At 67.0% G+C, this 25252-nt stretch carries 17 protein-coding genes; 5 read left to right on the top strand and 12 right to left on the bottom strand.

What is annotated here, in order from left to right; translation table 11 throughout:
- Window positions 1-52 precede the first annotated feature (52 nt).
- From ITJ49_RS09765 to ITJ49_RS09745, 5 genes are all read right to left on the bottom strand, one after another.
- The gene (locus ITJ49_RS09765) at window positions 53-796 is read right to left on the bottom strand and encodes a type 1 glutamine amidotransferase (protein ID WP_194604570.1); all 744 of its coding nucleotides are present in this window, start codon (window positions 794-796) and stop codon (window positions 53-55) included.
- On the bottom strand, window positions 793-2073 hold the full coding sequence (locus tag ITJ49_RS09760) for a MurT ligase domain-containing protein (RefSeq protein WP_194604568.1): 1281 nt from the start codon (window positions 2071-2073) through the stop codon (window positions 793-795). The genes ITJ49_RS09765 and ITJ49_RS09760 overlap by 4 nt, the downstream gene beginning before the upstream one ends.
- 150 nt (window positions 2074-2223) lie before the next feature.
- Window positions 2224-3513: an RNA polymerase sigma factor gene (locus tag ITJ49_RS09755; RefSeq protein ID WP_194604566.1), complete on the bottom strand. Its 1290-nt coding sequence runs from the start codon at window positions 3511-3513 to the stop codon at window positions 2224-2226.
- A gap of 274 nt (window positions 3514-3787) precedes the next feature.
- On the bottom strand, window positions 3788-5122 hold the full coding sequence (locus tag ITJ49_RS09750; protein ID WP_194604564.1) for an MFS transporter: 1335 nt from the start codon (window positions 5120-5122) through the stop codon (window positions 3788-3790).
- 25 nt (window positions 5123-5147) lie between these two features.
- Complete coding sequence (locus ITJ49_RS09745) at window positions 5148-6062, bottom strand: proteasome assembly chaperone family protein (RefSeq protein WP_055958130.1); 915 nt, start codon at window positions 6060-6062, stop codon at window positions 5148-5150.
- Between the two features lie 92 nt (window positions 6063-6154).
- On the opposite strand from ITJ49_RS09745, the gene ITJ49_RS09740 reads away from it, so the two are divergent.
- The 3 genes from ITJ49_RS09740 to sucB all read left to right on the top strand — a co-directional run bounded on the left by ITJ49_RS09740 (window position 6155) and on the right by sucB (window position 10814).
- Window positions 6155-7645: a leucyl aminopeptidase gene (locus ITJ49_RS09740; RefSeq protein WP_194604562.1), complete on the top strand. Its 1491-nt coding sequence runs from the start codon at window positions 6155-6157 to the stop codon at window positions 7643-7645.
- Between the two features lie 116 nt (window positions 7646-7761).
- Complete coding sequence (lpdA, locus tag ITJ49_RS09735; protein WP_194604559.1) at window positions 7762-9135, top strand: dihydrolipoyl dehydrogenase; 1374 nt, start codon at window positions 7762-7764, stop codon at window positions 9133-9135.
- An 89-nt stretch (window positions 9136-9224) separates the two neighbouring features.
- Window positions 9225-10814: a 2-oxoglutarate dehydrogenase, E2 component, dihydrolipoamide succinyltransferase gene (sucB, locus tag ITJ49_RS09730; protein WP_194604556.1), complete on the top strand. Its 1590-nt coding sequence runs from the start codon at window positions 9225-9227 to the stop codon at window positions 10812-10814.
- An 80-nt stretch (window positions 10815-10894) separates the two neighbouring features.
- On the opposite strand, the gene ITJ49_RS09725 is transcribed toward sucB, so the two are convergent.
- Window positions 10895-12319 carry a hypothetical protein gene (locus tag ITJ49_RS09725; RefSeq protein ID WP_194604553.1) on the bottom strand — a complete coding sequence of 475 codons (1425 nt, stop codon included), beginning with the start codon at window positions 12317-12319 and terminating at the stop codon, window positions 10895-10897.
- Between the two features lie 135 nt (window positions 12320-12454).
- On the opposite strand from ITJ49_RS09725, the gene ITJ49_RS09720 reads away from it, so the two are divergent.
- On the top strand, window positions 12455-13174 hold the full coding sequence (locus tag ITJ49_RS09720; protein WP_055958144.1) for a DUF4191 domain-containing protein: 720 nt from the start codon (window positions 12455-12457) through the stop codon (window positions 13172-13174).
- A gap of 74 nt (window positions 13175-13248) precedes the next feature.
- Here ITJ49_RS09720 and ITJ49_RS09715 read toward each other — a convergent pair whose 3' ends face one another.
- The gene (locus tag ITJ49_RS09715; protein WP_055958147.1) at window positions 13249-13677 is read right to left on the bottom strand and encodes an RDD family protein; all 429 of its coding nucleotides are present in this window, start codon (window positions 13675-13677) and stop codon (window positions 13249-13251) included.
- 193 nt (window positions 13678-13870) lie between these two features.
- Here ITJ49_RS09715 and glnA point away from each other — a divergent pair, with 193 nt between their 5' ends.
- A complete protein-coding gene (gene glnA / locus ITJ49_RS09710) occupies window positions 13871-15295 on the top strand; it encodes a type I glutamate--ammonia ligase (RefSeq protein ID WP_055958150.1) in 1425 nt (474 codons plus the stop codon).
- A 334-nt stretch (window positions 15296-15629) separates the two neighbouring features.
- Here glnA and ITJ49_RS09705 read toward each other — a convergent pair whose 3' ends face one another.
- The 5 genes from ITJ49_RS09705 to ITJ49_RS09685 form a co-directional block, all read right to left on the bottom strand.
- Entirely contained in the window at window positions 15630-17063 is a 1434-nt protein-coding gene (locus ITJ49_RS09705; RefSeq protein WP_194604550.1) for a UDP-glucose/GDP-mannose dehydrogenase family protein, read from the bottom strand.
- 92 nt (window positions 17064-17155) lie between these two features.
- Window positions 17156-18799 (bottom strand): glycoside hydrolase family 26 protein, encoded by a 1644-nt coding sequence (locus ITJ49_RS09700; protein ID WP_228514299.1) that lies wholly within the window; start codon window positions 18797-18799, stop codon window positions 17156-17158.
- On the bottom strand, window positions 18792-20351 hold the full coding sequence (locus ITJ49_RS09695) for a glycosyltransferase (protein ID WP_194604547.1): 1560 nt from the start codon (window positions 20349-20351) through the stop codon (window positions 18792-18794). Before ITJ49_RS09695 ends, ITJ49_RS09700 begins: the two co-directional genes overlap by 8 nt.
- A 497-nt stretch (window positions 20352-20848) precedes the next feature.
- On the bottom strand, window positions 20849-23845 hold the full coding sequence (locus tag ITJ49_RS09690; protein WP_194604546.1) for a bifunctional [glutamine synthetase] adenylyltransferase/[glutamine synthetase]-adenylyl-L-tyrosine phosphorylase: 2997 nt from the start codon (window positions 23843-23845) through the stop codon (window positions 20849-20851).
- Window positions 23846-23895: 50 nt separating this feature from the next.
- The gene (locus tag ITJ49_RS09685; RefSeq protein WP_194604543.1) at window positions 23896-25233 is read right to left on the bottom strand and encodes a glutamine synthetase family protein; all 1338 of its coding nucleotides are present in this window, start codon (window positions 25231-25233) and stop codon (window positions 23896-23898) included.
- Window positions 25234-25252 lie beyond the last annotated feature (19 nt).

Here is a 25252-nt window from a genome sequence, read left to right as displayed (position 1 = left end):
CCGGGGTGCGGGCCTTCTGCCATGAGCGGCTCGACGCTAGCTTGCCGTTCGGCTACATCGCCTTGAAGGCGCGCTCCAAGTTCTTCTCGATCACGAGACGTGATTGACGGGCGTACTCGTCGAGGGTCGCGTGCGCGGGCCCTGCCGCATAGACGCCGCCGATCCGCGAGACGGCCGAGGCGAGAACGCGATCCGTCAACTCCGGGTTGAGCGGGAGAACGGGGCCCTTCAGCTGGGTTCCGAACGAGGATCCGCGCGACACCCCCTCCGTACCGTCGCCATTGCCGCCACCGGAGACGACCGTGCCGAACGCTGAGGCGCCGGCCGCGAGCTCGAACCGGGTCGCGTGGTCTTCGAACCCGAAGAGCGTGAGGGAGGGCCCCGAGTACGCCGTCTCGACTCGGAAGTAGTTCGCTCGACGCTTTGCTCCGCGGTGGGCCGAGGCATCGAAGAACCCGAGGCCTTCGAGGTCGGCACCTTCGCCGTAGATCCCCTGCGAGAGGAGTTCCATGCCGCCGCCGATGGCGACGACCGGCACGCCGGAGTCGGCCCAATCGCTCAGCGCCTCACGGAACCGGAGGGCATCGGAGTGGATCGACCGCAGCGTCGACAGCGGCCCGGACCCGATCACGACGAGGTCCGCCCCCACCGGGAGGGCATCACCCGGCCGGTGCTCGACGAGCTCGACGTCGAGGCCCGCCCGACGCGCGCGCTCGGCCAGAGCGACGACGTTGCCGCCGTCACCCGAGACGCCGAGCTGTTCCGGGTAGAGCTGCAGAAGGGAGAGGGTGGTCATGCGCGCTTCTCCAGATCGGGGTAGCCGAGCATCTTGCGGGCGATCATCATCTGCTCGTAGTTGACGATGAAGTTCTTGGTCTTGCTGGCGGGGGCCGGGAGCGCCTTCATCAGCTCGATGGCCTTCTCGATGCGAGGCTCGACGGTGCCGATCGGAATGCCGGCGTGCTCGAGGCGGAGCGCGATCTGCCAGGCCTTCTCCCCCGACACCACGTCGACGTGGTCGAGAGAGGAGAAGTCGACGTCGTAAATCCACGAGATGTCGGGCGTGCCCTCGTCGATCGCCAGCAGCACCTGCTCGGGGGCGTCGGCGAGGGCATCGAGGTTGAGCTGCAGGCTCGCCGCGTTCTTGAACATGACGAACTCGGCTTCGTCGGTGCCGATTTTGAGTCGCTCGCCACGCCCGTAGGCAGGCTTCATAGCGGCGAATGCCGCCACGGCTTTCGACTCGTCGAACTCGAAGCCCAACGCGACGCGCGCCGTCTGGATGGCCGCGGCCGCATCGACCGCGTAGTGCAGGCCCTTGGCGGGGAGGCGGATGGCGAGGGACGAGGATCCGCCACCCGTCGCTCGGCTCAGCGCAATGGTGGCACCCTGCGCCGACAGCGCCTTGACCTCGGCCTCGGCGTGCAGTGGCGCGGATCCTTCGGTCTGGCCGCCGAAGGCGGAGGCGTTCTGCAGGCCGTGCGGCGCCTCGGCCACGAGCTCGGTGGACGCACCGAAGCGGGTGACGTCCAGGGTGCTGCTCGTAAACGGGCCGAGGTACTCGTCGTCGCGGTTCGTCACGACGTGGGTGCCCGCTGTGGCGGCCGTGTCGGTCATCATGTCGGCTACGCGAGAAGTCTCGTAGAAGCGGTAGAGCTGGTCGACCTGCACGTTGAGCATGAGCACGGTCGACGGGTGGAGGTGCCCGGAGAGCTCGACGGCGAACGCCTCGTCGACCTCGAGCACGCCGACATCGGCCTTCAGCTTGCCGAAGATGCTGACCTCGGAGAGCAGCGCCGACGCGATGCCCTGGGGCAGGTTGGCACCGGTCGGGTTGGTGAAGACCCGGAGCCCGTGCGCCCGCATGACGTCGGAGAGCATGTGCGTGGTCGTCGACTTGCCGTTCGAGCCCAGCACGAAGAGCACGCCGCGGTCGAACTGCTTTGTCACGTCGGTGAGGAACGAGGGAAGCAGTTTGAGTACCAGGTAGCCCGGATACGCCGACCCGCCCCCTCGAGCTCTCGCGATGATGCGGACGAGACGCCCGAGGAGGATGGGGAGAACGTACTTCATCGGATTCCTAGGGTCGTCGGCTTCGGTGAGCGCGATGCCAGTTTACTCGAGGCGGTCGAACGCTTTCGATTTACTCGACGCGGTCGAAAGCGGGAGCAGCGGCGGACGGCCGGAGCTTGTCGGAGGTCCGGTGCCGCGGACGCTTTCGGCCTATTCCAAATAGTCGCGCAGAGACTGCGACCGCGACGGGTGACGAAGCTTCGCCATCGTCTTCGACTCGATCTGACGGATGCGCTCGCGCGTTACGCCGAAGGTATCGCCGATCTGGTCGAGAGTCTTCGGCATTCCGTCGCCGAGGCCGAAGCGCATGCGAATCACGCCGGCTTCGCGCTCGGAGAGGCTGTCGAGGAGCGACTCGAGCTGCTTCTGCAGCATGGTGAAGCCCACGGCGTCGGCCGGAACGACCGCTTCGGTGTCTTCGATGAGGTCACCGAACTCGCTGTCGCCGTCTTCGCCGAGCGGGGTGTGGAGGGAGATCGGCTCGCGGCCGTACTTCTGCACCTCGACGACCTTCTCGGGCGTCATGTCGAGTTCGCGCGAGAGCTCTTCGGGAGTGGGCTCGCGACCGAGGTCTTGAAGCATCTGGCGCTGAACGCGGGCCAGCTTATTGATGACCTCGACCATGTGCACGGGGATGCGGATGGTGCGCGCCTGGTCGGCCATGGCGCGCGTGATGGCCTGACGGATCCACCAGGTGGCATAGGTCGAGAACTTGAAGCCCTTGGTGTAGTCGAACTTCTCGACCGCACGGATGAGACCGAGGTTGCCCTCCTGGATCAGATCCAGGAACTGCATTCCACGACCGGTGTAGCGCTTGGCGAGACTGACGACGAGGCGGAGGTTGGCGCCGAGCAGGTGGCTCTTGGCACGCTGTCCGTCTCGCGACACCCAGCGCAGCTCGCGCTCGAGCTCTTTCGAAAGCCCGGTCGAGTTGGCCAGCTTGTCGTCGGCGAACAGACCCGCCTCGATGCGCATTGCGAGCTCGACCTCTTCGGCCGCGTTCAGCAGCGCGACTTTACCGATCTGCTTCAAATAGTCTTTGACCGGGTCGGCGGTGGCGCCGGTGATGGTCGACGAGTAGACGGGGATTTCGTCGTCGTCATCTTGCGAGATAACGAGCGCCCCGGTCGGCAGAACCTCTTCGGCGGCCTTGACCGCGGTGTCGGCGCTGTCGTCGGTCGACTCGGTGTCGTCGCCGTCAACAGCCTCGACGGCTTCGGCTGCAGGTTCGACGTCGGACTCGTCGTCGTCGCTCTTGGCCGTCTTCTTTGTCGCCTTGGCGGGAACCGCCTTCGCGGTTGCCGCCTTGGCCGGTGCCTTCTTGGCGGGCGCCCGCTTGGCGGGTGCCTTCTTGACCGGGGCCGTAGCGGCGTCGGTCTCGGTAGTAGTGGAGGTCTCGACGGTTTCGTCGGCGACGGTGGCCTTGGTGCGAGTAGCCATTGGTGCACCTTTCACTCGGGCTTCGTAAAGCTGGGGAGGTGCCCAATGTCACTGATCCGGGTCGAAGACGCCCCCTGGCGCCATCAATTGGGCACTGTCTGTCTTGTCAGGCAGAACTCCACTTTTAGGCAGAACTCCGCTTTTCGGCAGAACTAGGACCCATGTCAAGCCCTCGACATTTCGCCGAAGACAGGAAAGGGTCCGTGAGTAATTATTGCACGCCGCAGGCCGAACCGTTTACAGGGCCGCGGGATCCTGGTAGTGGAACACTTCGTCAGCGCCCCGCCCGAGCGCGCATCCGTCGTGACAGTGCAACCCAGACCGGGCCCACTTCTATTCCTTCCTCGAGGTGCATCTGCAGCCTCGTGCGACGCCTATCGACGACGAGACCGGCGACACCGAGCCCGATGACGACGTACTGCACCAGGAACGCGATGCGAAAGCCCGACCAGGAGAAGAGCGGTGACGGGTCGCCCACCGCTACACCGTGTGAGTGAACCGCGTCGAGTACGACCCCGATGAGGAACATCATCACGAAGCTGGCGAGGAATCCCCCGACATTGACGATGCCGTTCGCGACACCGAGGCTTCGCAGCGGATTGAAGGTGCGCGCGAAGTCGAACCCGATCAAGGATCCCGGCCCACCGGCCCCGAGGACGACCACCAGCACGATCACCAGCCAGTGCGGAGGAACCCCCGGCCAGGCCAGCACGGCCGTCCACACCAGCCCGATGATCGAGACGATGCCGAGAACGAGATTCGAGCGGCGAAGGGGGAACCGCGCGCTCAGGAGACCGAGGATCGGCCCGGCCACGACGCCGGTGATGACGAGCAGGGCAAGAAGCCCGGACGCCTCGCCCCTCGAAAACTCGAGACCGCCGACCAGCGCGGGAACACCCCACAGCAGACTGAAGGTCGTGCCCGACGACTGTGTGACGTAGTGCGACCAGAATCCGAGACGGGTGCCCGGCCTCTTCACGCTCTCGACGAGTTGCCTGCCCGCGGTGGCCCACGACGAGACGACCGGCTGCCCCACCTGCCCCGCCGGTGCGTTTCGCACCACGCCGAGCAGAACGATGACCGAGAGCACGGCGACGGCGGCGGCGCTGAGGAACGCGGGAGACCAGCCGCGCGAGTGCAGCACGACCGCGAAGGGGACGGCGGAGAGGATCTGCCCCACCTGGCCGATGTTGCCGGTCCACTGCGAGACCTGCGGCAGAATCGGGCCGCGGAACCACGACGGGAGCAGCCGGATCACCGAGATGAAGGTGAGCGCGTCACCGGCACCGACGAGCATGCGTCCCAGGATGGCGAGACCGAGGTGGGGCGGCGAGACGCCGACGACGGTCTGGCCGAGAGCCAACACCGCGGCGCCGACAACCTGCAGCGCGCGCGGCCCGACACGATCGAGCATCACGCCCACGGGAATCTGTAGAGCCGCGTAGACCACGATCTGGGCGACGGCGAGAGTCGAGAGGGTCGACGCCGAGATGTCGAAGACGTGCTGGGCGTCGACGCCGGCGACTCCGAGGGACGAGCGCTGGAGCACCGCGACCACGTAGGCGAAGACGGCTGCGCCCCAGACGAGCCAGGCGCGCTTGGAATTCACCCGACCAGGTTACCGACCTGTCAGGTCACGCCTCGTCGTCGCGGGGGCGCGAGGCCAAGAACTTCTCGAGCTCGGCGGCGATCGAATCGGCGCTCGGCACCTGCCCGTCGAGGCCGACGAGCGGCGACGGCAGCGGGTTGCCCTCCATGTACGTGTCGTGGCGCTCTTCGAGGGTCTCGACGAGACGGCTCAGCTCGGTGTTGCCGGCGACCTGCTCGTCGACCTTGACCAGGAAGTCGCGGCCCTGCTCACGAAGGTCGTCGGTCGGGAAGATGAGGCCGGTCGCTGCGCTGATGCTCGAGAGCGCTGTCACCGCGGCGTCGGGGAACTCCGTGTCGGCGAGGTAGTGCGGCACGAGCAGCACGAACCCGGCGGTGGGGTGACCGCCTGAGGTGAGCCGATGCTCGACGAGATGAAGGGCGTTGGCCGGTGCCTGCGTCGTGGGGCGCCAGACCGACAGCGACTCGATGAGATCGGTGCGATTGCCGGAGACGGTGACACCGAGTTCGCGCGTGTGCGGCACCGGCATCGGGATGGCCTGCACCCAGGTGGTCGTCGCCATCTCGTAGCGCTGGATCAGCTGGATGACGGCACTCGTGAACTGGTTCCAGCGGAAGTCGGGTTCGAAGCCGGAGAGAAGCAGGAAGGGCTGCCCGATCTCGTCTTTCATGAGGCGGAGCGTCAACGTCGCCGCCTGGTAGTCGGAGATGTGATCCTGGTCGAACGTGATGATGGGGCGCCGGGCCCGGTAGTCGAGGAGGACATCGGCGTCGAAGGTCGCCACGATCTCGCCCTCGAGCGACTCGGTGAGGTACTGGGTCAGCTGCGCGACCGTCGATCCGGCGTCGGCGAAGCCGGTCAGGCCCGCGACCAGCGGCAGGCCGGTCGGGATACCCGTGGCACCGGGAGAAAGCTCGTACAGGTCTGCGGGTTCGGACATCCTTCAATGCTAGGCACGGGCGGTCGACGCCACGCCCTTCGAGGGAATGCTGACAGCGAACGTGCCGCCAGGACTCCCATAAAGTGGCTGGTATGACCGTTCCGAAGCTCTCCGTCTCATCCGAACTCACCGCAGCCGACGTCTTCGTCATCGGCGTCGTTCCCGGCACGGGCGACGACGCTCCCACCCTGCTGTGGGATGCACCCGAGCTGGCCGATGCGCTCAAGGGTCTCGGCGTCTCAGGCGGACGCGACGAGGTGACGAGGCTGCCGGCCTCGTCTCTCGGATCCTCGTCGTCGTCGGTCTCGCCCATCGCGACCATCGCGCTCGTCGGGCTCGGCGCCGCCGTCTCGATCGAGACGCTCCGGTACGCCGCAGGTTCTGCCGCGCGCCAGCTCACCGGCCGCACCCGCGTCGCCTTCGGTCTTCCCGTCGCCGACGACGCCGAGGCCCTGGCCGTGCTCGAGGGTGCCGCCATCGGCGCGTATGCCTTCGACTCGTACCGTCACTCCTCCGCGAGCGATGCCAAAAAGGCCGTCGCCGAGGTCGATCTCGTCACGGCCACCACCATCGATTCCGCGGTGATCGCCAAGGCGGCAGCCGTGGCCCAGGCCGTCCACACCGTTCGCGACCTCGTCACGACTCCCCCGATCGACCTCTCGCCGGCCGCTCTCGCCGACGAGGCCGTGCGCCTGTCGGCCACCAAAGACGTCACCGTCACCGTGCTCGAGGGCGACGAACTCCGCGAGGCCGGCTTCGGGGGCATCGTCGGAGTGGGGCAAGGATCCGCGCGCCCACCCCGCTTGGTCAAGGTGCAGTACGCGCCCACCGGGGCCGCGAAGCACCTCGCCCTCGTCGGCAAGGGCATCACGTACGACACGGGTGGGCTGTCGCTCAAGCCCGCCGGCGCGATGGTCGGAATGAAGTACGACATGACCGGGGCGGCCACCGTCCTGGCAGTGACGCTGGCAGCTGCCGAACTCTCCCTCCCGGTCCGCCTCACCGCGTGGCTCTGCATCTCCGAGAACATGCTCGGCGCCGACCCCATTCGCCCCGACGACGTCCTGACCATCAAGGGCGGCACCACCGTCGAGGTGACCAACACCGACGCCGAGGGGCGCCTCGTGTTGGCCGATGGCCTCGTTGCCGCTAGTGAAGAGCAGCCCGATGCCATCGTCGACGTCGCCACGCTGACCGGGGCACAGGTCGTCGCCCTCGGCATGCGCTACGTCGGCGTCATGGGAACCGACGACTTCGCGCCCCGAGTGGTCGAGGTCGCCGACGCCGCCTCCGAGCCGTTCTGGCGGGTGCCGCTGGCACCCGAGCTTCGCACCCGGCTCAACTCCGACGTGGCTGACCTGGTGAACGCGACGCCGGGCAACACGGCCGCGGGCATGCTGCTAGCCGGCGTGTTCCTGAAGGAGTTCGTAGGAAAGAAGGAGGGCACCGACGAGCTCATCCCGTGGGCGCACCTCGATATCGCCGGGCCGAGCGAGAACAAAGCGGGCGGGTACGGCTTCACGACCAAGGGCGCGACTGGCATTACCGTGCGAACCCTGATCGACCTGGCCGCCTCGTTCTAGGTGGCGTACTAGGCTGACGGAGGCGGGAGAAACCCGCCTTCTTGCAGGGCCAGGCCGGTGTCGCCATCGAACGACGCGGTCTCGGGCTCTGAACGAATGCACGAAGGAGTTGCTGGGTGTCGGAACAGAATTTTGACCTTGTAGTTCTCGGCGGCGGCAGCGGCGGGTATGCCGCTGCGCTGCGAGCGAGCGAGCTCGGCCAGTCGGTCGCGATCATCGAGAAAGACAAGGTCGGCGGCACCTGCTTGCACCGTGGCTGCATTCCGACCAAGGCCCTGCTCCACTCGGCCGAGGTGGCCGACGTCTCGCGTGAGTCGCTGAAGTACGGCGTCGACGTCGACTTCCAGGGTGTCGACATCGCCCGGGTCACGACCTACCGCCGCGACATCGTCGAGCACAAATACAAGGGTCTCCAGAGCCTGGTCAAGGCCCGTGGCGTCACGACGATCGCGGGTGAGGGGCGCCTGACCTCGCCGTCGACCGTTCAGGTCGGCGACGACACGATCACCGGCAAGAACATCGTCCTAGCCACCGGCTCCTATTCGCGCAGCCTTCCCGGTCTCGAAATCGGTGGCCGAGTCATCACCAGTGAGCACGCCCTCGAGCTCGACTACATTCCGAAGAAGGTCGCGATCCTCGGCGGCGGCGTGATCGGCGTCGAGTTCGCCAGCGTCTGGAAGTCGTTCGGCTCCGACGTGCAGATCATCGAGGCTCTCCCCCACCTCGTGCCCAACGAGGAGGAGTCCGTCTCCAAGTCGTTCGAGCGGGCGTTCCGCAAGCGCGGCATTAACTTCTCGCTCGGCATCCGCTTCCAGAGCGTGTCGCAGAACGACGACGGGGTCGTCGTCACCCTCGAAGACGGCAAGACCTTCGAGGCCGACATCCTCCTCGTCGCCGTCGGTCGCGGCCCGGTCACTCAGGGTCTCGGCTACGACGAGGTCGGAGTGAACATGGATCGCGGCTTCGTCCTCACCGACGAGCGCCTCGCCACCAACGTTCCCGGTGTCTACGCGATCGGCGACATCGTTCCCGGCCTTCAGCTCGCCCACCGCAGCTTCCAGCACGGCATCTTCGTCGCCGAAGAGATTGCCGGGCTGAAGCCCGTCGTGATCGACGACGTCAACATCCCCAAGGTCACATACTCCGACCCGGAGGTCGCCTCGGTGGGTCTCAGCACGGCGAAGGCCACCGAGAAGTACGGCGCCGACAAGATCGCCGCCTACGACTACAACCTCGCAGGCAACGGCAAGACGTCGATCCTCGGTTCCGCCGGGTCGGTCAAGGTCATCCGCGTCGTCGACGGTCCGGTCGTCGGCATCCACATGATCGGCGCCCGCGTCGGCGAGCTCATCGGAGAAGCGCAGCTCACCGTCAACTGGGAGGCCTACCCCGAAGACGTCGCTGGCCTCATCCACGCGCACCCGACTCAGAACGAGGCACTCGGCGAGGCCATGCTGGCCCTCGCGGGTAAGCCCCTCCACGCGATGTAGCGCGGCGGTGCACCCCGCACCGGCAGTCGTCAGCACCATCCCCGCACCACCACAGTTTTTATAACAGAACCGCAGAAGGAGCCCCCCTGATGAGCGAATCCGTCAACCTCCCGGCACTCGGCGAGAGTGTCACCGAGGGCACGGTCACCCGCTGGCTGAAGAACGTCGGCGACCGCGTCGAGGTCGACGAGCCGCTGCTCGAAGTGTCGACCGACAAGGTCGACACCGAGATCCCGTCCCCCGTCGCCGGTGTGATCGAAGAGATCCTCGTTGCCGAAGACGAGACGGTCGAGGTGGGTACCGCTCTCGTCAAGATCGGCGATGGAAGTGGCGCCGGAGCTCCTGCCGAAGACGCGCCCGAGGCCGAAGCCCCCGGCACGGGGCCCGCGTCGACCGACGACACCCCCGCAACCGCTGCGGCCGGCGGCTCCTCCGAGTCGTCCGAGGGCTACGAGGGCCCCGCTGACGACTTGGAGTCCGCTTCAGTCGAATCTGCGGCCGACGACGACTCCTCTGAGGGGCTCGAGGCGGAGGTCCCCTCCGACTCCGCTCCCGCTCCGGGTGAGGGTGCGCCCGCCGAGGCGCCCGCTCCGGCAGAGTCGGTCGACCCCGCCCCCGCGGCCGCTGCTCCGGCGCCTGCCGCTGCCGCGCCGGCTGCACCGGCACCGGCCGCCCCCGCCGCGTCTGCTCCCGCCCCCGCGGCCGCTGCTCCCGCTTCCGCCCCCAGCACCGGCGCGCCGGTCGGGTACGTGACTCCGCTCGTCCGCAAGCTCGCCGGTGAGAAGGGTGTCGACCTGTCGACCGTCTCCGGCACCGGAGTCGGCGGACGCATTCGCAAAGAAGACGTGCTGTCGGCTGCCGCTGCGGCCGAAGAGGCCGCCAAGGCCGCCTCTGCACCGTCGGCCTCCGCTGCCCCGTCCGCTCCTGCCGCTTCGTCGAAGTACGAGCCCCTGCCGGTCTCCGACCTCCGCGGTACGACCGTGCCGATGACCCGCCTCCGCAAGGTCGTCGCCCAGCGCGCCGTCGAGTCGATGCAGTCGACCGCACAGCTCACCAGCGTCGTAGAGGTCGACGTGACGAAGGTCGCGAAGTTCCGCGACGCCGTCAAGGGCGACTTCCTCGCCAAGACCGGCAACAAGCTGTCGTTCCTGCCCTTCTTCACCCTCGCGGCGGCGGAGGCTCTTCAGGCCTACCCGAAGCTCAACGCGACCGTCGACGGCGACTCGATCGTCTACCCCGACACCGAGAACGTCAGCATGGCCGTCGACACCGAGCGCGGCCTGCTCACGCCGGTCATCAAGAACGCCGCGTCGCTCGACCTCGCCGGTCTCGCCGCGTCGATCGCCGACCTCGCCGGTCGTACCCGCGACAACAAGCTGACCCCCGACGAGCTCTCCGGTGGCACCTTCACGGTGACCAACACCGGTTCGCGCGGCGCCCTGTTCGACACCCCGGTCGTGTTCCTTCCGCAGGTTGCGATCCTCGGCACCGGCATCGTCGTGAAGAAGCCCGTCGTCGTCACGGCAGACGGCTCGGAATCGATCGCGATTCGCTCGATGGTCTACCTGGCCCTCTCGTACGACCACCGCATCGTCGACGGTGCCGACGCCGCCCGCTTCCTCGTCGCGGTCAAGAACCGCCTCGAGGGCGGTGACTTCCAGGGCAAGCTCGGCATCTAACGGCATCAGCCCCGACACCAACTTTCGGGCCAACCACCACCGTTCGGCGGTGTTGTGCTCGGAAGGCGGTGTCGCTGGCATCAGCCCGAGTCGATCGACCGCACTCGCCAACCGGCCTCCGTCTTCACCACGAAGACGGAGGCCGGTTTGCCGTTGCTCGACGTGGCATCGAAGAGCACAACTCCGCCCAGCCGGTTGATGGCCGTGCCGACGACGAGCTCTGGCAGGGATCCAAGAAGCGCAGGATCCGCCACGACCCGCTCATCCTCCGCCAGCGCGGCTGACCCGGGTTCGTCGACACCCGCCAGGCACTCGGCGTCGAGGGCTCGGAAGCAGTCCGCGCGGAGCCGGAGCAGGAGCCGAACAGCTCTGTCGGCGTCATCGCCGGCTAGGACCGCTTCCACCCGATCGAGGCGATCGGCTTGGGGGCCAGGCGGCGGCGACGTCGAAGGCGTAGGCGTTGGCGTGACTGTCGCCCTCCCGCCAAGTGTCGTTCCTGTGGCCCGACCCGTCGGGCCCGAGCCTTCCGCGGACGTCGCGGCCACGCTCTGATCGTTGTTAGCACTACCGGCACCTCCACCACCGGCACCTCCACCACCGACTGCGAGCCCGATCGCCGCGCAGCCGATAACGGCGCCTGCCAGAACCCACACGCGCCTCCGCACCTGTCGCGCCGCTGCTCCGGCCTGGGCAGCGAGCTCGAACGCGCGCCCTCCGGCGGATGAGCGGTGGGCCCAGGTGCGAAGCGTCGCCAACCCCGGCACGAGATCGTCGAGCGGGTGCATGGTCTCCACCTTGTCGCGCACCGGCACCATCTCGAAGGGAGCCTCGTCGTCGAGTGCGACGGGGGCGGCGAGATCGAAGAGCGCCTCGACGAGTTCGTCGAGCGTCGTCGATTGGTCGCAGAGCTCAGTGAAGCGCCGCCGCTGGTCGGCCCCGATGCCGGAGCAGACGGGCAGCACCTGGTCGACCGCGCGACGCCCGGCAGCCGTCGCCCCGCCGGGTGGGCGGGCGAGCCGCTGCGGACCCCGGGCCGGGGCGGCGCGTACACCCACGACGACGGGTGCGCCGTGTCGATCGAGCAGCACGTTGCCCAGGCCGACGCCACTCACGAGGTCGACGTGGCATGCCAGGGGTGACCGCTCGAGATGCTGGAGCGCCATAAGCACCGGAACGAGGAGCGTCACGGCCTCCCCCGCCGCAAGCACCCCACGATCGGCCACAAAAGTCGAGGCCGACCGGGTGCCGAGTCGAGGCAGGATCAACCCGAGAGAATCGGCACCCGCCACGAGGGCGACGTCGATCAGAGGGACGATGTGCCGGTGGGCCGCCCCCGAGAGCGCGACGGCCTCGGCCAGCGCGCGCGAGGCGGCGCCGTCGCCACGATGGATCTTGACGACGAGCGACGAGGATCCGACCCCACCGAGCCACTTGTACACATCGGCATTCACGCCCGCGGCGACGAGCTCGCCGAGGCGACTGTCGCGGGATCGGGGTGAGGTCATCCCTCGATCGTGACCGCCATGGATCCTTCGCTGACCGGTGGTCGCCGGTCTGGGGAGAGGGCGTTCGGCCGCCCGGCCTGGGGAGACGAGGCCTCGGGAGGTGCGGCGAGGCCCGGAGACCGTATCCTAGACAGCATGGCACGTAGCAAGTCCGCGGAGAACGCATCTCCGACCCCCGCAAAAGAGCCCGGTCGCATCAAGCAGATGTACCAGGTCTTCACCATGACCCGAAAGCACGATCCGAAGTCGATCTGGCTGATGCTGGCCGCCTTCGTCGTCCCCGTCGTCGCCGGTGTCGTGCTCGCTCTCGTGGCGGGCGGCAACATCCTCGGGCTGATCCTCTACATCATCGTCGGTGTTCTGCTCGGCGTGCTGCTGTTCATGATCGTGCTCGGCCGTCTCGCCGAGAGGGCCGCGTACTCGCAGATCGAGGGCCAGCCGGGTGCGGTCGGCGCCGTGTTCAAGAGCGGTCTCCGTCGCCAGTGGCGTGCCAGCGAGATGCCCGTCGCCGTGAACGGTCGCAGCCAGGCCGCCGTCTACCGCGCGGTGGGTCGCCCGGGAGTCGTGCTCGTCACCGAGGGCACCAAGGGCCAGACTCAGCGCATCGTCGACGAAGAACGTCGCAAAGTTGCGCGCATCACACCGGGAGTGCCGATCACGGTCTTGAGCGTCGGACCGGATGGCGACTCGATCCCGCTGCACCGACTCGCGGCCCGGATGAACAAGGTCAAGAAAGCGATCGACCGCAACGAGGTGCTCGCCGTGTCGAACCGGCTCGATTCGCTCGGCCAGAACAAGCTGCCGATCCCCAAGGGCGTCGACCCGATGCGCGTGCGCTCCGGCCGACCGCGCTGACCCTCACGTCGCGGTTGCGAAAAGGGCACCCGGCCGAGTTCGTCTCGGTCGGGTGCCCTTTCGCTGGCGCGAATCTAAATGCGTACTAGTAGCGTGCCGGCGGCTCGATCGTGCAGGCCGCGCTGATCCTGGTCGTAGATGACAGCCGGGATCACGAGGCACAGGAGCACGGTCCGCACGACCGGACGCCACCAGCGCACGGCACCGCCCGTCTCGGGCACCACGCGCATCCGTGTCGCGAGGTGGCCGATGCTGCCTCCGACGGTGAGGGTGAACCCGATCTGCATGACCGCGAAGACCGCGAGCGTCGCGAACTCGTTGTAGTGGAAGAACGCCACCGAGACGATCACTGCGAGGAGCCAGTCGATGATCAACGCCACGACGCGCCGACCGAGGCGGCCGACCGAGCGCGGGCCCGTCTGCGGCAACCCGAGGTCGAAACCCGGCCAGGGCGTCGACTTCTTCGGTTCGGGCGGCAGAGGCGGAGGGGCGGAGCTCGACATGGAGACGAGCCTATCGAGGCGCGGATGCGGAGGTGCCGGGAGCGGTCGGGCCGGATCCTGACGCCCTCTCGGAAGTGACGCGTAACATGCCGGAAACATTCTGGTCACCGCGGCGAAACGGCCCGTCAATAGCCTCATGACTGGAGGCGTCCCGCTTTCGCCCACGTTCCACGCCCATTGGAGACCTTCGCGTATGTTCAAAGATTCTTCCGAGGTGCTGAGCTTCATCAAGGACACTGACGTCAAGTTCCTTGATATCCGCTTCACCGACCTTCCCGGTGTGCAGCAGCACTTCAACATCCCCGCATCCACGGTCGACGAGGAGTTCTTCTCGGTCGGTCAGCTCTTCGACGGCTCCTCGATCCGCGGCTTCGCGTCGATCCACGAGTCCGACATGCAGCTCATCCCCGACGTCACCACGGGCTACGTCGATCCGTTCCGCGCCGAGCGCACGCTGATCCTCGTCTTCGACATCTTCAACCCGCGCAACGGCGAGCTTTACTCGCGCGACCCGCGTCAGGTCGCCAAGAAGGCCGAGCGCTACCTCGCCTCCACCGGCATCGCCGACACCGCGTTCTTCGCCCCCGAGGCCGAGTTCTACGTCTTCGACGACGTCCGCTACGAGGTCAAGCAGAACGCCTCCTTCTACTCGGTCGACTCCGAAGAGGGCGCCTGGAACACCGGCCGCGCCGAAGAGGGCGGAAACCTCGCCAACAAGACCGCCTACAAGGGTGGCTACTTCCCGGTCTCGCCCGTCGACAAGACGGCCGACCTCCGCGACGACATCAGCCTCAAGCTGATCGACTCCGGCCTCGAGCTCGAGCGTGCGCACCACGAGGTGGGCACCGGCGGCCAGCAGGAGATCAACTACAAGTTCGACACGATGGTCCACGCGGCCGACGACATCCTGAAGTTCAAGTACATCGTCAAGAACACCGCGGAGCTCTGGGGCAAGGTCGCGACCTTCATGCCCAAGCCGCTCTTCGGTGACAACGGCTCGGGAATGCACACCCACCAGTCGCTCTGGAGCGACGGCAAGCCCCTCTTCTACGATGAGAACGGCTACGGCGGGCTCTCTGACATCGCCCGCTGGTACATCGGTGGTCTGCTGAAGCACGCCCCCGCCGTGCTGGCGTTCACCAACCCCGCGATCAACTCGTACCACCGCCTGATCCCGGGCTTCGAGGCTCCCGTCAACCTGGTCTACTCGGCCGGTAACCGTTCGGCTGCAATCCGCATCCCGATCACGGGCACCAACCCGAAGGCCAAGCGCATCGAGTTCCGCGTCCCCGACGCGGCGTCGAACCCGTACCTCGCCTTCGCTGCGCAGCTCATGGCCGGCCTCGACGGTATCCAGAACCGCATCGAGCCCCACGAGCCCGTCGACAAAGACCTGTACGAGCTTCCCCCGGAAGAGGCGAAGAACATCCCTCAGGTTCCGGCTTCGCTCGACGCCGCCTTGATCGCCCTCGAAGAGGACCACGAGTTCCTCACCAAGGGCAACGTCTTCACCGAAGACCTCATCGAGACGTGGATCGCGTACAAGCGTGAGAAAGAGATCCTGCCGATGGCGCAGCGTCCTCACCCGTTCGAGTTCGAGATGTACTTCGGCGTCTAAGTCGTCGTGCCTTCGGGGCCCGCACTCTTCCGAGGGTGCGGGCCCTTTCGCGAGCGGGGCCAGCGCATTTCGTGGGCCTGCTGCAAATTTGAAGGAGAAACAGCCCCGCCCGGGCCAGTTCTCACCGATCCCGGGCCGTCGCGGCGAGTTTTTCCTTCAAATTTGCAAGTGAGAATCGGACGCCGGCCGGGACGAGGGGGCCACCGCAGAGGGCAACGACGAAGACCCCGCCCCGACGCGAGTCGGAACGGGGTCTCACTGGCGTATCGGGTTGCGCCAGATCGGGCAGGTCCGCACGCATCACCGTGCAGCACTTGCCCGGGCTCAAGAACCCCTAGAGGGCGAGCGCGGCGCTCTCGAACGCCTGGCGCTGACGCGGCACCGTGCGTCCGCCGAGGGGCCGGACCTCCCAGCCGGCGGCCGACCACACTTCGGTGTCGAGCGCGTTGCGGGCGTCGAGCACGATGGGGTTGGCGGCGAGCTCGGCCAGGTGCGCCGGGTCAGCGTTGACGAACACGGGCCACTCCGTCAGCAGGAGCACGGCGTCGGCGTCGGTCACGGCCTCGTCGAGGCTGTCGGCGAACGAGAGCGTCGGGAAGCTGCGCTGCGCTGTCGCGGAGGCCTCAGGATCCACCACGAGCACCTGGGCACCGCGCAGGTGCAGGGCCGCAGCGACGTTGAGGGCCGGCGAGTCGCGCACGTCGTCGGTGTCGGGCTTGAAGGCGGCCCCGAGAATGGCGAGCTTGCGGTTGAGCACGGAGCCGCCGCACGCGTCGATCGCCTGGTCGATGACCCGCTGGCGCTGCTGCATGTTGATCTCGTCCACCTCTTGCATGAGTCCGACGACACGGTGGGCGCCGAGCTCGTTCGCTCGAGACATCAGCGCACGGATGTCTTTCGGGAGGCAACCGCCGCCGAAGCCTAGGCCGGCGTTCAAGAACTTGCGGCCGATGCGGTCGTCGTAACCGAGCGCGTCGGCGAGAACGCGGACGTCGGCCCCGGCGACCTCGCACAGCTCGGAGATCGCGTTGATGAACGAGATCTTCGTGGCGAGGAACGCGTTGGCGCTGACCTTGACCAGCTCGGCCGTGGCGAGGTCGCACGAGATGACGGGGGTGCCGGTCGCGATCGGCTCGGCGTACACCTCGCGGAGGATCGCCTCGCTCTTCGCGTCGGTGCCGCCGAACACGATGCGGTCGGGGCGCAGCGTGTCTTCGACGGCGTGTGCCTCGCGGAGGAACTCGGGGTTCCAGACGACCTGCGTTTCGACGCCGGCCGGTTTCGCGTCGGCGACGAGCTTGCGGAGCTTGGCTGCGGTTCCGACCGGCACCGTCGACTTTCCGACGATGATGCCGTCGTGGCTCAGCGACTCGGCGACAGCCTTCGTCGCGGCCTCGACGTAGCTCAGATTGGCGGCATGGCTCCCCCGGCGCTGTGGCGTGCCGACGCAGATGAAGTGCACGTCGGCCATCGAGACGGCGTCGGGCAGGTCGCTCGTGAAGCGGAGTCGACCGGTGCCGACGTGCTTCACGATCAGCTCGGGCAGGCCCGGCTCGAAGAACGGCACGCGGCCGGCGCTGAGTGCCTCGACCTTCGAGGGGTCGGTGTCGACGCCGATGACGTCGAAGCCCATCTCGGCCATGGCGGCGGCGTGAGTCGCCCCGAGGTAGCCGGTGCCGATCACCGAGATGACGGGCTTGAGGCCCTTGCCCGCGCCCGCTGCGTCGGTCGACGGAGAGACGTCGCTGGTCTTCTTGGGAGTGCTCATGATGATCTCCTAGGTGGGGCTGTTTCTGTCGAGGGGTGGGGTTGGCTGACCAATTGGGCGCCAGCCCCGAGGGTCTTGCCGAGCGAGTGACTCTAGGGAGTGGACTTCACCGGTCTCAGGGAGTAATTGGTGTCTGAACGAGCAATGCCGGCAGAGAACGCCTGCAGAGCCGTCGAGGTCGAGTTCAGGCGCCAATCGTTGGTAACGAGCTGGTTGTTCAGAGTCGTGGTGACCGTCAGGCTGAACCAGGAGAACCCGATGATGTCTTTGTTCTCCGGCAGCGAGAGCGCGGTGAACAAGTTGTCGATCCAGCCCGCCTTCAGGCCCCCGCCCTCGGTGGCTCCGATCTCCGCCAGGAAGATCGGCTTCGAGGTGTCGGGCACATTCCGGAGAAGAGCGAGCGTGTCGGCGAAGGTGTCTTCGAACGAGCCGTCCTGGGGCCCGTCGCCCGACGGACGTTCGTACCCGGACATGCCGATCCAGTCGACGTAGGCGTCTCCCGGATAGAGCGACTTCGTGTACTCGAGCGTCTTGTGCGTCTTGGTGAGGTTGTTGACGCGGTTCGGAGCCCAGATCCAGTTGACGTAGTCATTAGCACCCTGGGCGGAGAAGATGTCGTGGACGTGCTTCCACATGGCGACGTACTGCCCGGCTGAATTGCCGTTGACGGAGTTACCGTGGCCGTCGTCTTCCGACCAGGGGTACCAGGTCGCGTTCATCTCCTGATCGAGGCGGATGCCGACGGGCTGGCCGTTTGCGACGATGTCGGCGGCGTACTTCTTCAGGTAGGTGTCGAAGTCGCCTCGGATGATGTTGCCGAGGGAGTACTCCGGCTGATCGGCCTGGTTGTTGCCGGCCGTCGACGACTGCGATTCCCAGGTGATGATGGGCAGATCGCCCTTGGCCCAGGAGCGCTGGACGGCGTCGGCGCGGAAGTCCTTGTCCCATCCCTGGAAGTAGCCGGCCGAGTTCGGCTGAACGCCGACCTTCGAGCTGACGTCGTCGAACTCCGACCAGCTGAACGGCGACTGCGCGGTGTAGAGGCCGAAGTAGCGGTTCGTCGGGTTCTTGATCGAGGCGAGGCTCGGGGTCGTCGGGACGACAGGTCCGATGGGTGTGTCTCCCCCGCCGGAACCGCCACCCGAGCCTGTTCCGCCGCCGGTTCCTGCACCGGTGCCGTCTCCCGACCCGGCACCGGTCCCGGTGCCGGATCCTGTTCCCGTTCCGGAATCGGTGCCCGTCGACGCTCCACCGTTGATGCTGCCGCCGCCGAGCGTGGCGGCACCGCTGTCAGCGGTCTTCCCTCCGTCTGCGGCGAGCTGGCTGGCGAGCGAGTCGGCTTTGCCCGACGTCTGAGCCTGGGCGGCCTTGGCGTTCGACAGCTTCGACGACAGCGACTCCGACTTACCATCGGCCGCAGCCAGCTGCTTCTTGAGCTCGGCGATCTCGGCCGACTGATCGGTGAGCTGCGACTTCGACGACACGAGCTGCGTGAGTAGGTCGGCACGATCGTTTTTGAGAGCCATGTTGGTCGAGATCGGCTGGACGACGTCGCCGACGACCTTGCGCACCACGTTGTCGGTGGGCGACATCCAGACCATCCAGGAGATGAGCCCGAGGAGGACGACAATGGCGGTGGCGCCGAGGGCGGAACGGCGGGAGTTCTTCTTGCCGGTCGACCAGAAGGCCCCACCCGTGCTGAGCGGCGTGACTCCGCCGGATGAGTAGTCAGACAATGAAGAGAGCCTCCAGGGTGATGATGACGGCACCTATCAGGTACGGCCATGCGGCTTTCGGGTTGAGCTTGCGCCGGGCGGGCGCCTTAGCGGTGGGAGCGGCCGACACGGCCGTCTTGGCCCGGCGGCGGCTCTTGACGAGCACGGTGCCGGATTCGGGGGCGTCGGACGTGCCGAAGTCGAACAGGGTGTCGACGGTGGGCTGGCCGGGGGTATCGGTGAACTGCGCCTCGAGGGCATCGAGGGGTGTCTCCATCGCGTCTTCGCGGCGATCCACCTCGTGCTGGACCTCCTCGGTGACGACTCCGCCGGAGTAGGCCCCGGCTCGGGTCCCCCAGCCGGCCGAGTGGCCCATGCGGAAGAAGCCGATGATGCGGATGGGCATCAGGAAGAACGTCGACACGATGATGAAGACGGGCAGGCGGATGAAGTCGCCGGGCTTCTCGGAGAGGTGGCGCATCTGCCTGATGGCCATGCTGAGCACCGACGAGGCGACCATCAGCACGACTATCGCGACGACCCCCGATCGGAAGCCGTATTCGTGGAGGATGCCCGTGTAGAGATTCGTGCCCTGGTGCGTGGCGGCGTTGTAGATCCAGCCGCCGACGACGCCGAGGAGGACGAACGGCAGGACGATGTCCATCGCGAAGAAGAAGGCGAGCATCGGGGCGTGCCCCAGCATCCACGGCATCATCCGGAGGGTGTTGTACTGGCTGCCGCGAGCCCAGCGGAGCTGCTGCTTGAACAGCTTCTTGATCTGTAGCGGCGCATCCGTGTAGACGAGGCTCGTGTACTGGTACACGGTGCGGTAGCCCTCTTTGAGCGTGAGGTTCGTGAGGGTGCGATCGTCACTCACCTCGAGGAAGACGCCCATGAACTTCTCGGTCATGAATTTGTCCATGACGCGGACGAGGATCTCGCGGCGGAACGCGATGGTGCGACCGGGAAGGCAGCCGATCTGGCCGAGCACGCTCTGAGCGGGCATCGAGTAGAGCGCGCGGCTGTTCTCGAGCCAGTCGGCCCAGCGGGTGATCCAGGAGCGCTCGGGCTCGAGGATCCGCTGGCGCGTGGTCACGCCACCGACGTTGGCCTGCGCGAACGGCTTGAGCAGCTCCTCGAGCGTGCCCTCCGTCCACACGGTGTCGGAGTCGACCAGCACGGTGATGTCGCCGGTCGAGAGCTCCGTGCCGATCATGACGGCGTTGCGCTTGCCGGGAATCGGGGTGTGAGTCCACTGCACCAGCGGAGCGAACTCCTCGCAGATGCCCTGCAGCACCGGGTTCGGCTTGCCGTTGATGACGACGATGATTTCGTCGGGCTTCTGCTCGACCATGCGGCCGATGACGTCGCGGAAGAGGTCTTCCGGTTCGTCCACGACGGGAACGACGACGCTGGTCGTGCCGGAGTAGTGCCCGGTGAAGGGGCGGTAGTTGCGCGAGATCACGACCTTGATGATCCAGAGGACCCAGATCATGATCGAGTAGACGGTGAAGAGGTAGACCTCGGGGTGACCCTGGATCTCATGACGAATTTGAAGGATGAACGTGAGCACGATGCCGCCTGCTGTGGTGGAAAGGGGGTGGCTTCCGCATCATCGGGGAATCGGTCGTTCGGGTAGTGAATTTCTAACCCATGGCCGGGGGTGTTTCAAGCTGTCCCTCACAGTGGGGTGGCATCGGCCGGATCGGGGTACGTCGAAGTCCCCCGAAACGTGTCGTCCAAAGTGCCGACAGGTGATTGGCCTGTGTTGAGGTGCGAGGGGTCTCCACCGCGGGGTCGAGCGGATCGCGGTAGGGCGGATCCTGGGGTGTGATAAAAGTGCTGATCAGAGGGGAGGATCCGGGTGTGTTTCGAGGGGTCTTTCTGGGTGGCCCACTATTACGGTTGCATTTCGGGCCCCTCACCACCGGGTGATCGGGCGACTCGCGTGCGTAACCTCCCCGTCATCTTGTTCGGGGTACAGGGGCTGATTTCGGGGTACGGGTTAACCCGGTGAGAGCAATCCTCACGCAGAGTGCATCTCGGGCGTGTCGAGCTCGGAGGAACACGTCAGCTCGTAGGTCGAGGCGACTTCTCAATGCCGTAGAAACCCGCCTCGAACACCTGACGCGACCGACGCGTGACCGCCAAATAGTCTTCTTCGAGGTCGGATGCCGAGCCCGCGGAATACTCGAGCAGTCGGGCGACGGCCTCGAGCTGCCGACGGTCGGAGGGCAGCAGGTCGCTCGTGCGGGAAGTCCAGAGCATGACGGCGGATCGGGCCCTCGAGGCGATCAGCCAGGCCTCCCGGAGGCGCTCGGCGTCGGACTCCGCGACGAACCCGGTGTCGACAGCAGCCTGCAGAGCTCGGAGCGTCGAGGTCGTACGCAGTGCCTCGACGGAGCCCGCGTGCTGCAGCTGGATCAGCTGCACGAACCACTCCACGTCGCTGAGAGACCCACGACCGAGCTTCAGGTGCCTGGTCGGGTCGGCGCCCTTCGGCAGGCGCTCCGATTCGACCCGGGCCTTCAACCGCTTGACCTCGCGGACATCCTGCTCAGAGAGCGATTGCGGGTACCGGACCGTGTCGGCGAGGGCCTCGAAGGCGACGCGCAGGTCGGCGTCGCCCGCGACCGATCGGGCGCGCAGAAGGGCCTGGGCCTCCCAGGTCAGGGCCCAGCGGGCGTAGTACGCGGCATAGCTGTCGAGCGATCGAGCGACGGGGCCGTTCTTGCCCTCGGGGCGGAGATCGGCGTCGAGGTCGAGGGGCACGAGGGGGTCGTCGGTGAACCTCTTGAGATCGGCGACGATCTGCGCCGCTCGCTGCTGCGCCGAGGGGGTGCCGGGATCGGATCGGAAGACGTAGAGCACGTCGGCGTCGGAGCCGAACCCCAGTTCTTCTCCGCCGTACCTCCCGAGCGCGATGACGGCGAACTCCAGGTCGTCTTCCCCGTGTCGGAGTCGATCGTCGCGTCGGGCGAGGGCAAGTGCACCCGAGATGGCCGCCGACATGATGTCGGACAGGCCCTTGCCAAGCTGTTCGACCGTGATGACGCCCACGATCGCACCGAGCGCGAGACGCAGGATCTCGCGGCGACGGGCGGTGCGCAGGACGGTGGCTGCTTGGAGCGAGGTGTCGTGACGCGCCACCGTCGCCATCGCCTCGTCGAGCAACGTCGGCAGGGCCCGGGGATGCAGATCGGCGTCGTCTTCGAGCCAGGACGCGGCCTCGGGGATGCGCTCGAGCAGATCGCCCGCAAAGCGCGACGACGACAAGACCGTGGTGAGTCTCTTTGCGGCGCCTGACGAGTCGCGGAGCATGCGGAGGAACCAGTAGCTCTCGCCCAGTCCGTCGCTCAGGCGGCGGAACGCCAGCAAGCCCAGATCGGGATCGGTGCCCTCGGCGAACCATTGCATCATGGCCGGCAGCAGGTGCCGCTGGATGCTGGCGCGGCGAGAGACCCCCGCACTCATCGCCGCGATGTGACCCAGCGCACCCTTGGGGTCGCGGAAGCCGATCGCCTGGAGTCGTGCTATGGCCGACGTCGTCGTGAGCGCCAGCTCGGCATCGGGGCGGCGAGCCACGGCCGAGAGGAGAGGGCGGTAGAACAGCCGCTCGTGCAGGCTGCGGACCCTCCTCTTGATGGCGTGCCAGTGCTCGACGAGCCCTGCCGCGCTGGTCGCCAGCCCTGTGGCTCGGGCGAGAACGCGGAGGGCCTCTTCGTCGGTCGGCATCAGGTGCGTCCGTCGCATTCGCGAGAGCTGGATGCGGTGCTCGAGCAGGCGGAGCTCGCGGTAGTCGCGGTTGAATTCGGCCGCTTCGGCGCGTCCGACGTAGCCCTCTGTCGCGAGGGCCCCCAGCGCTCCGAGGGTCGAGCGCTGCCGGATCGACGGGTCGTTCTGACCGTGCACGAGTTGCAGCAGCTGAATGGTGAACTCGATATCGCGCAAGCCCCCGGGGCCGAGCTTCAGCTGCTGATCGACCTCTGCGGCCGGGATGTGCGCTGTGACTCGCTCTCGCATGCGCTGGGTCGACTCGACAAAGTTCTCGGTCGACGCGATCGACCACACGAGGGGCGCGAGCTTCTCGACGTACTCCGAGCCGAGTTCCCGGTCGCCCGCGATGGGCCGGGCCTTGAGGAGTGCCTGAAACTCCCATCCCTTCGCCCAGCGCTCGTAGTAGGCGAGATGCGACGACAGGGTGCGAACGAGGGCGCCGTTCTTTCCCTCCGGTCTCAGGTTCGCGTCGACCTCCCAGAGGGGCTCCTCGGGGGCGAGGTCGGAGAGCGTCCGGGTCGTGTGAATCGCGAGGCGGGTCGCGATCTCGATGGCGCGAGCGGACTCGAGGCCATCCGCCCCTTCTGCGACGAAGACGACGTCGACGTCGCTGATGTAGTTCAGCTCGCGCGCCCCCGTCTTGCCCATGGCGAGGATGGCGAGCCTCGTTCGCGCGACCTCGTCGGCGGGGAACGCGACTTCGCGGCGGGCTACGTCGAGGGCTGCCTCGAGCGCGGCACCCGCGAGGTCAGCCAAAGCCGACGCGACCACGTCGAGCCCGGCCACGGGGTCATACAGCGTGAGGTCGAAGGCCGTGAGAGAGACCAGGCACTCGCGGTACGCGACCCGCACCGCCGTTCGGGCGGCATCGCCGGTAAGGTCGCCGACGGCGGACAGCAAGTCGCGCTCGTAATCGTCTTGATGCGGGACGGTCCAGACCTTGCTGAGTAGCGCGCGGAGCGATGCCGGGCGCCGGACCAGGAAGTCGGCGAGACCCTCGGAGGCACCCAGCACGAGCATGAGGCGATCGCCCGGACGCTCGTCGGCTCGAGTGGGGCTCGGAAGGGTCTCTGCGCCGAGGAACACCCGTGTCTCGTCGGGGGCGCGCTCGATCAGACGGCCGAGGCGGACGAGAGCCTGATCCGGGTCTGCACTGCGAGAGATCGCAGCGACGTAGCTCTCGACCAGGGGCTCCCGGTCGATCAACTCGTCGAGGCGATCGCGACTGGCCCGAAGATCGGCGAACCCCAGCCGTGCCAGATCGGAGAGCGCGGTGGCTGAGCGGGGCACGGTGGGGCTCGTCGTCGTTGTCGGTGTCGTCGTCCGTGAAGACGGCTCGGCTAGAGCATCTCGAGGTTGGAACGCAGCTCGAACGGCGTGACCTGCGCTCGGTAGTCTTTCCACTCCTGGCGCTTGTTCTTCAGCACGTAGTTGAAGACGTGCTCGCCGAGGGTCTCGGCTACGAGCTCACTGTCTTCCATGAGCGAGAGAGCGTGGTCGAGGCTCGCCGGCAGCTGGTTGTAGCCGAGAGCACGGCGTTCGGCGTCGGTGAGGCTCCAGACGTTGTCTTCGGCCTCGGCGGGGAGCTCGTAGCCCTCCTCGATGCCCTTCAGGCCAGCGGCGAGCAGAAGCGAGAACGCGAGGTAGGGATTGGCGGCGGAGTCGATGGCGCGATACTCGACCCGACTCGACTGACCCTTGTTGGGCTTGTAGAGCGGCACGCGTACCAGGGCGGAGCGGTTGTTGTGGCCCCACGTGACGAAGCTCGGCGCCTCGTCGCCGCCCCAGAGGCGTTTGTACGAGTTGACGAACTGGTTCGTGACAGCGGTGATCTCGGGGGCGTGCTTCAGAAGGCCGGCGATGAACTGGCGTCCGATCTTCGAGAGCTGGTATTCGGCGCCCGCCTCGTAGAAGGCGTTCGCGTCGCCCTCGAACAGCGAGAGGTGCGTGTGCATGCCCGACCCCGGGTGACCCTGAAGCGGCTTCGGCATGAACGTGGCGTAGACGCCCTGCTCGATGGCGACCTCTTTGACCACGGTGCGGAAGGTCATGATGTTGTCGGCCATCGTCAGCGCATCGGCGTAGCGAAGGTCGATCTCGTTCTGGCCGGGGCCGGCCTCGTGGTGGCTGAACTCGACCGAAATGCCGAGGTCTTCGAGCATGCGCACCGAGCGTCGGCGGAAGTCGTGAGCAGTGCCACCCGGAACGTTGTCGAAGTAGCCGGCCGTATCGACGGGCACGGGGCCCTCCGGGCCGACCTTCGACGACTTGAGCAGGTAGAACTCGACCTCGGGGTGCGTGTAAAAGGTGAAGCCGCGGTCGCCCGCGCGCGCCAGGGTCCGCTTGAGCACATTCCGAGGATCCGACACACCCGGCGCGCCATCGGGCGTCGCGATATCGCAGAACATCCGGGCGGTGGGGTCTTCGGTGCCGCGCCAGGGAAGGATCTGGAAGGTGGTGGGATCGGGGTGCACCAGCACGTCCGCCTCGAACGACCGGGTGAGACCCTCGATCGCCGAGCCGTCGATGCCGACGCCCTCGGCGAAGGCGCCCTCGACCTCGGCGGGCGCGATGGCCACCGATTTAAGGGTGCCGATCACGTCGGTGAACCAGAGTCGGATGAACTTGATGCCCCGCTCTTCGATGGTGCGAAGAACGAAGTCTGTTTGCTTGTCCATTCAGGCCCTTTCTGATGCC

Origin of the sequence: Frondihabitans sp. VKM Ac-2883, from assembly GCF_015350875.1 — a bacterium.
Lineage (GTDB): Bacteria > Actinomycetota > Actinomycetes > Actinomycetales > Microbacteriaceae > Frondihabitans.
The sequence above is the reverse complement of the archived record's forward strand: the minus strand, read 5'-3'. Positions and strand labels throughout refer to the sequence as shown.

Excerpts from the sequence above, each read along its gene's own strand:
- ITJ49_RS09765 (WP_194604570.1), bottom strand. The coding sequence starts at position 796 with ATGACCACCCTCTCCCTTCTGCAGCTCTACCCGGAACAGCTCGGCGTC.
- ITJ49_RS09760 (WP_194604568.1), bottom strand. The coding sequence starts at position 2,073 with ATGAAGTACGTTCTCCCCATCCTCCTCGGGCGTCTCGTCCGCATCATC.
- ITJ49_RS09755 (WP_194604566.1), bottom strand. The coding sequence starts at position 3,513 with ATGGCTACTCGCACCAAGGCCACCGTCGCCGACGAAACCGTCGAGACC.
- ITJ49_RS09745 (WP_055958130.1), bottom strand. The coding sequence starts at position 6,062 with ATGTCCGAACCCGCAGACCTGTACGAGCTTTCTCCCGGTGCCACGGGT.
- ITJ49_RS09740 (WP_194604562.1), top strand. The coding sequence starts at position 6,155 with ATGACCGTTCCGAAGCTCTCCGTCTCATCCGAACTCACCGCAGCCGAC.
- sucB (WP_194604556.1), top strand. The coding sequence starts at position 9,225 with ATGAGCGAATCCGTCAACCTCCCGGCACTCGGCGAGAGTGTCACCGAG.
- ITJ49_RS09725 (WP_194604553.1), bottom strand. The coding sequence starts at position 12,319 with ATGACCTCACCCCGATCCCGCGACAGTCGCCTCGGCGAGCTCGTCGCC.
- ITJ49_RS09720 (WP_055958144.1), top strand. The coding sequence starts at position 12,455 with ATGGCACGTAGCAAGTCCGCGGAGAACGCATCTCCGACCCCCGCAAAA.
- ITJ49_RS09715 (WP_055958147.1), bottom strand. The coding sequence starts at position 13,677 with ATGTCGAGCTCCGCCCCTCCGCCTCTGCCGCCCGAACCGAAGAAGTCG.
- glnA (WP_055958150.1), top strand. The coding sequence starts at position 13,871 with ATGTTCAAAGATTCTTCCGAGGTGCTGAGCTTCATCAAGGACACTGAC.
- ITJ49_RS09705 (WP_194604550.1), bottom strand. The coding sequence starts at position 17,063 with ATGAGCACTCCCAAGAAGACCAGCGACGTCTCTCCGTCGACCGACGCA.
- ITJ49_RS09685 (WP_194604543.1), bottom strand. The coding sequence starts at position 25,233 with ATGGACAAGCAAACAGACTTCGTTCTTCGCACCATCGAAGAGCGGGGC.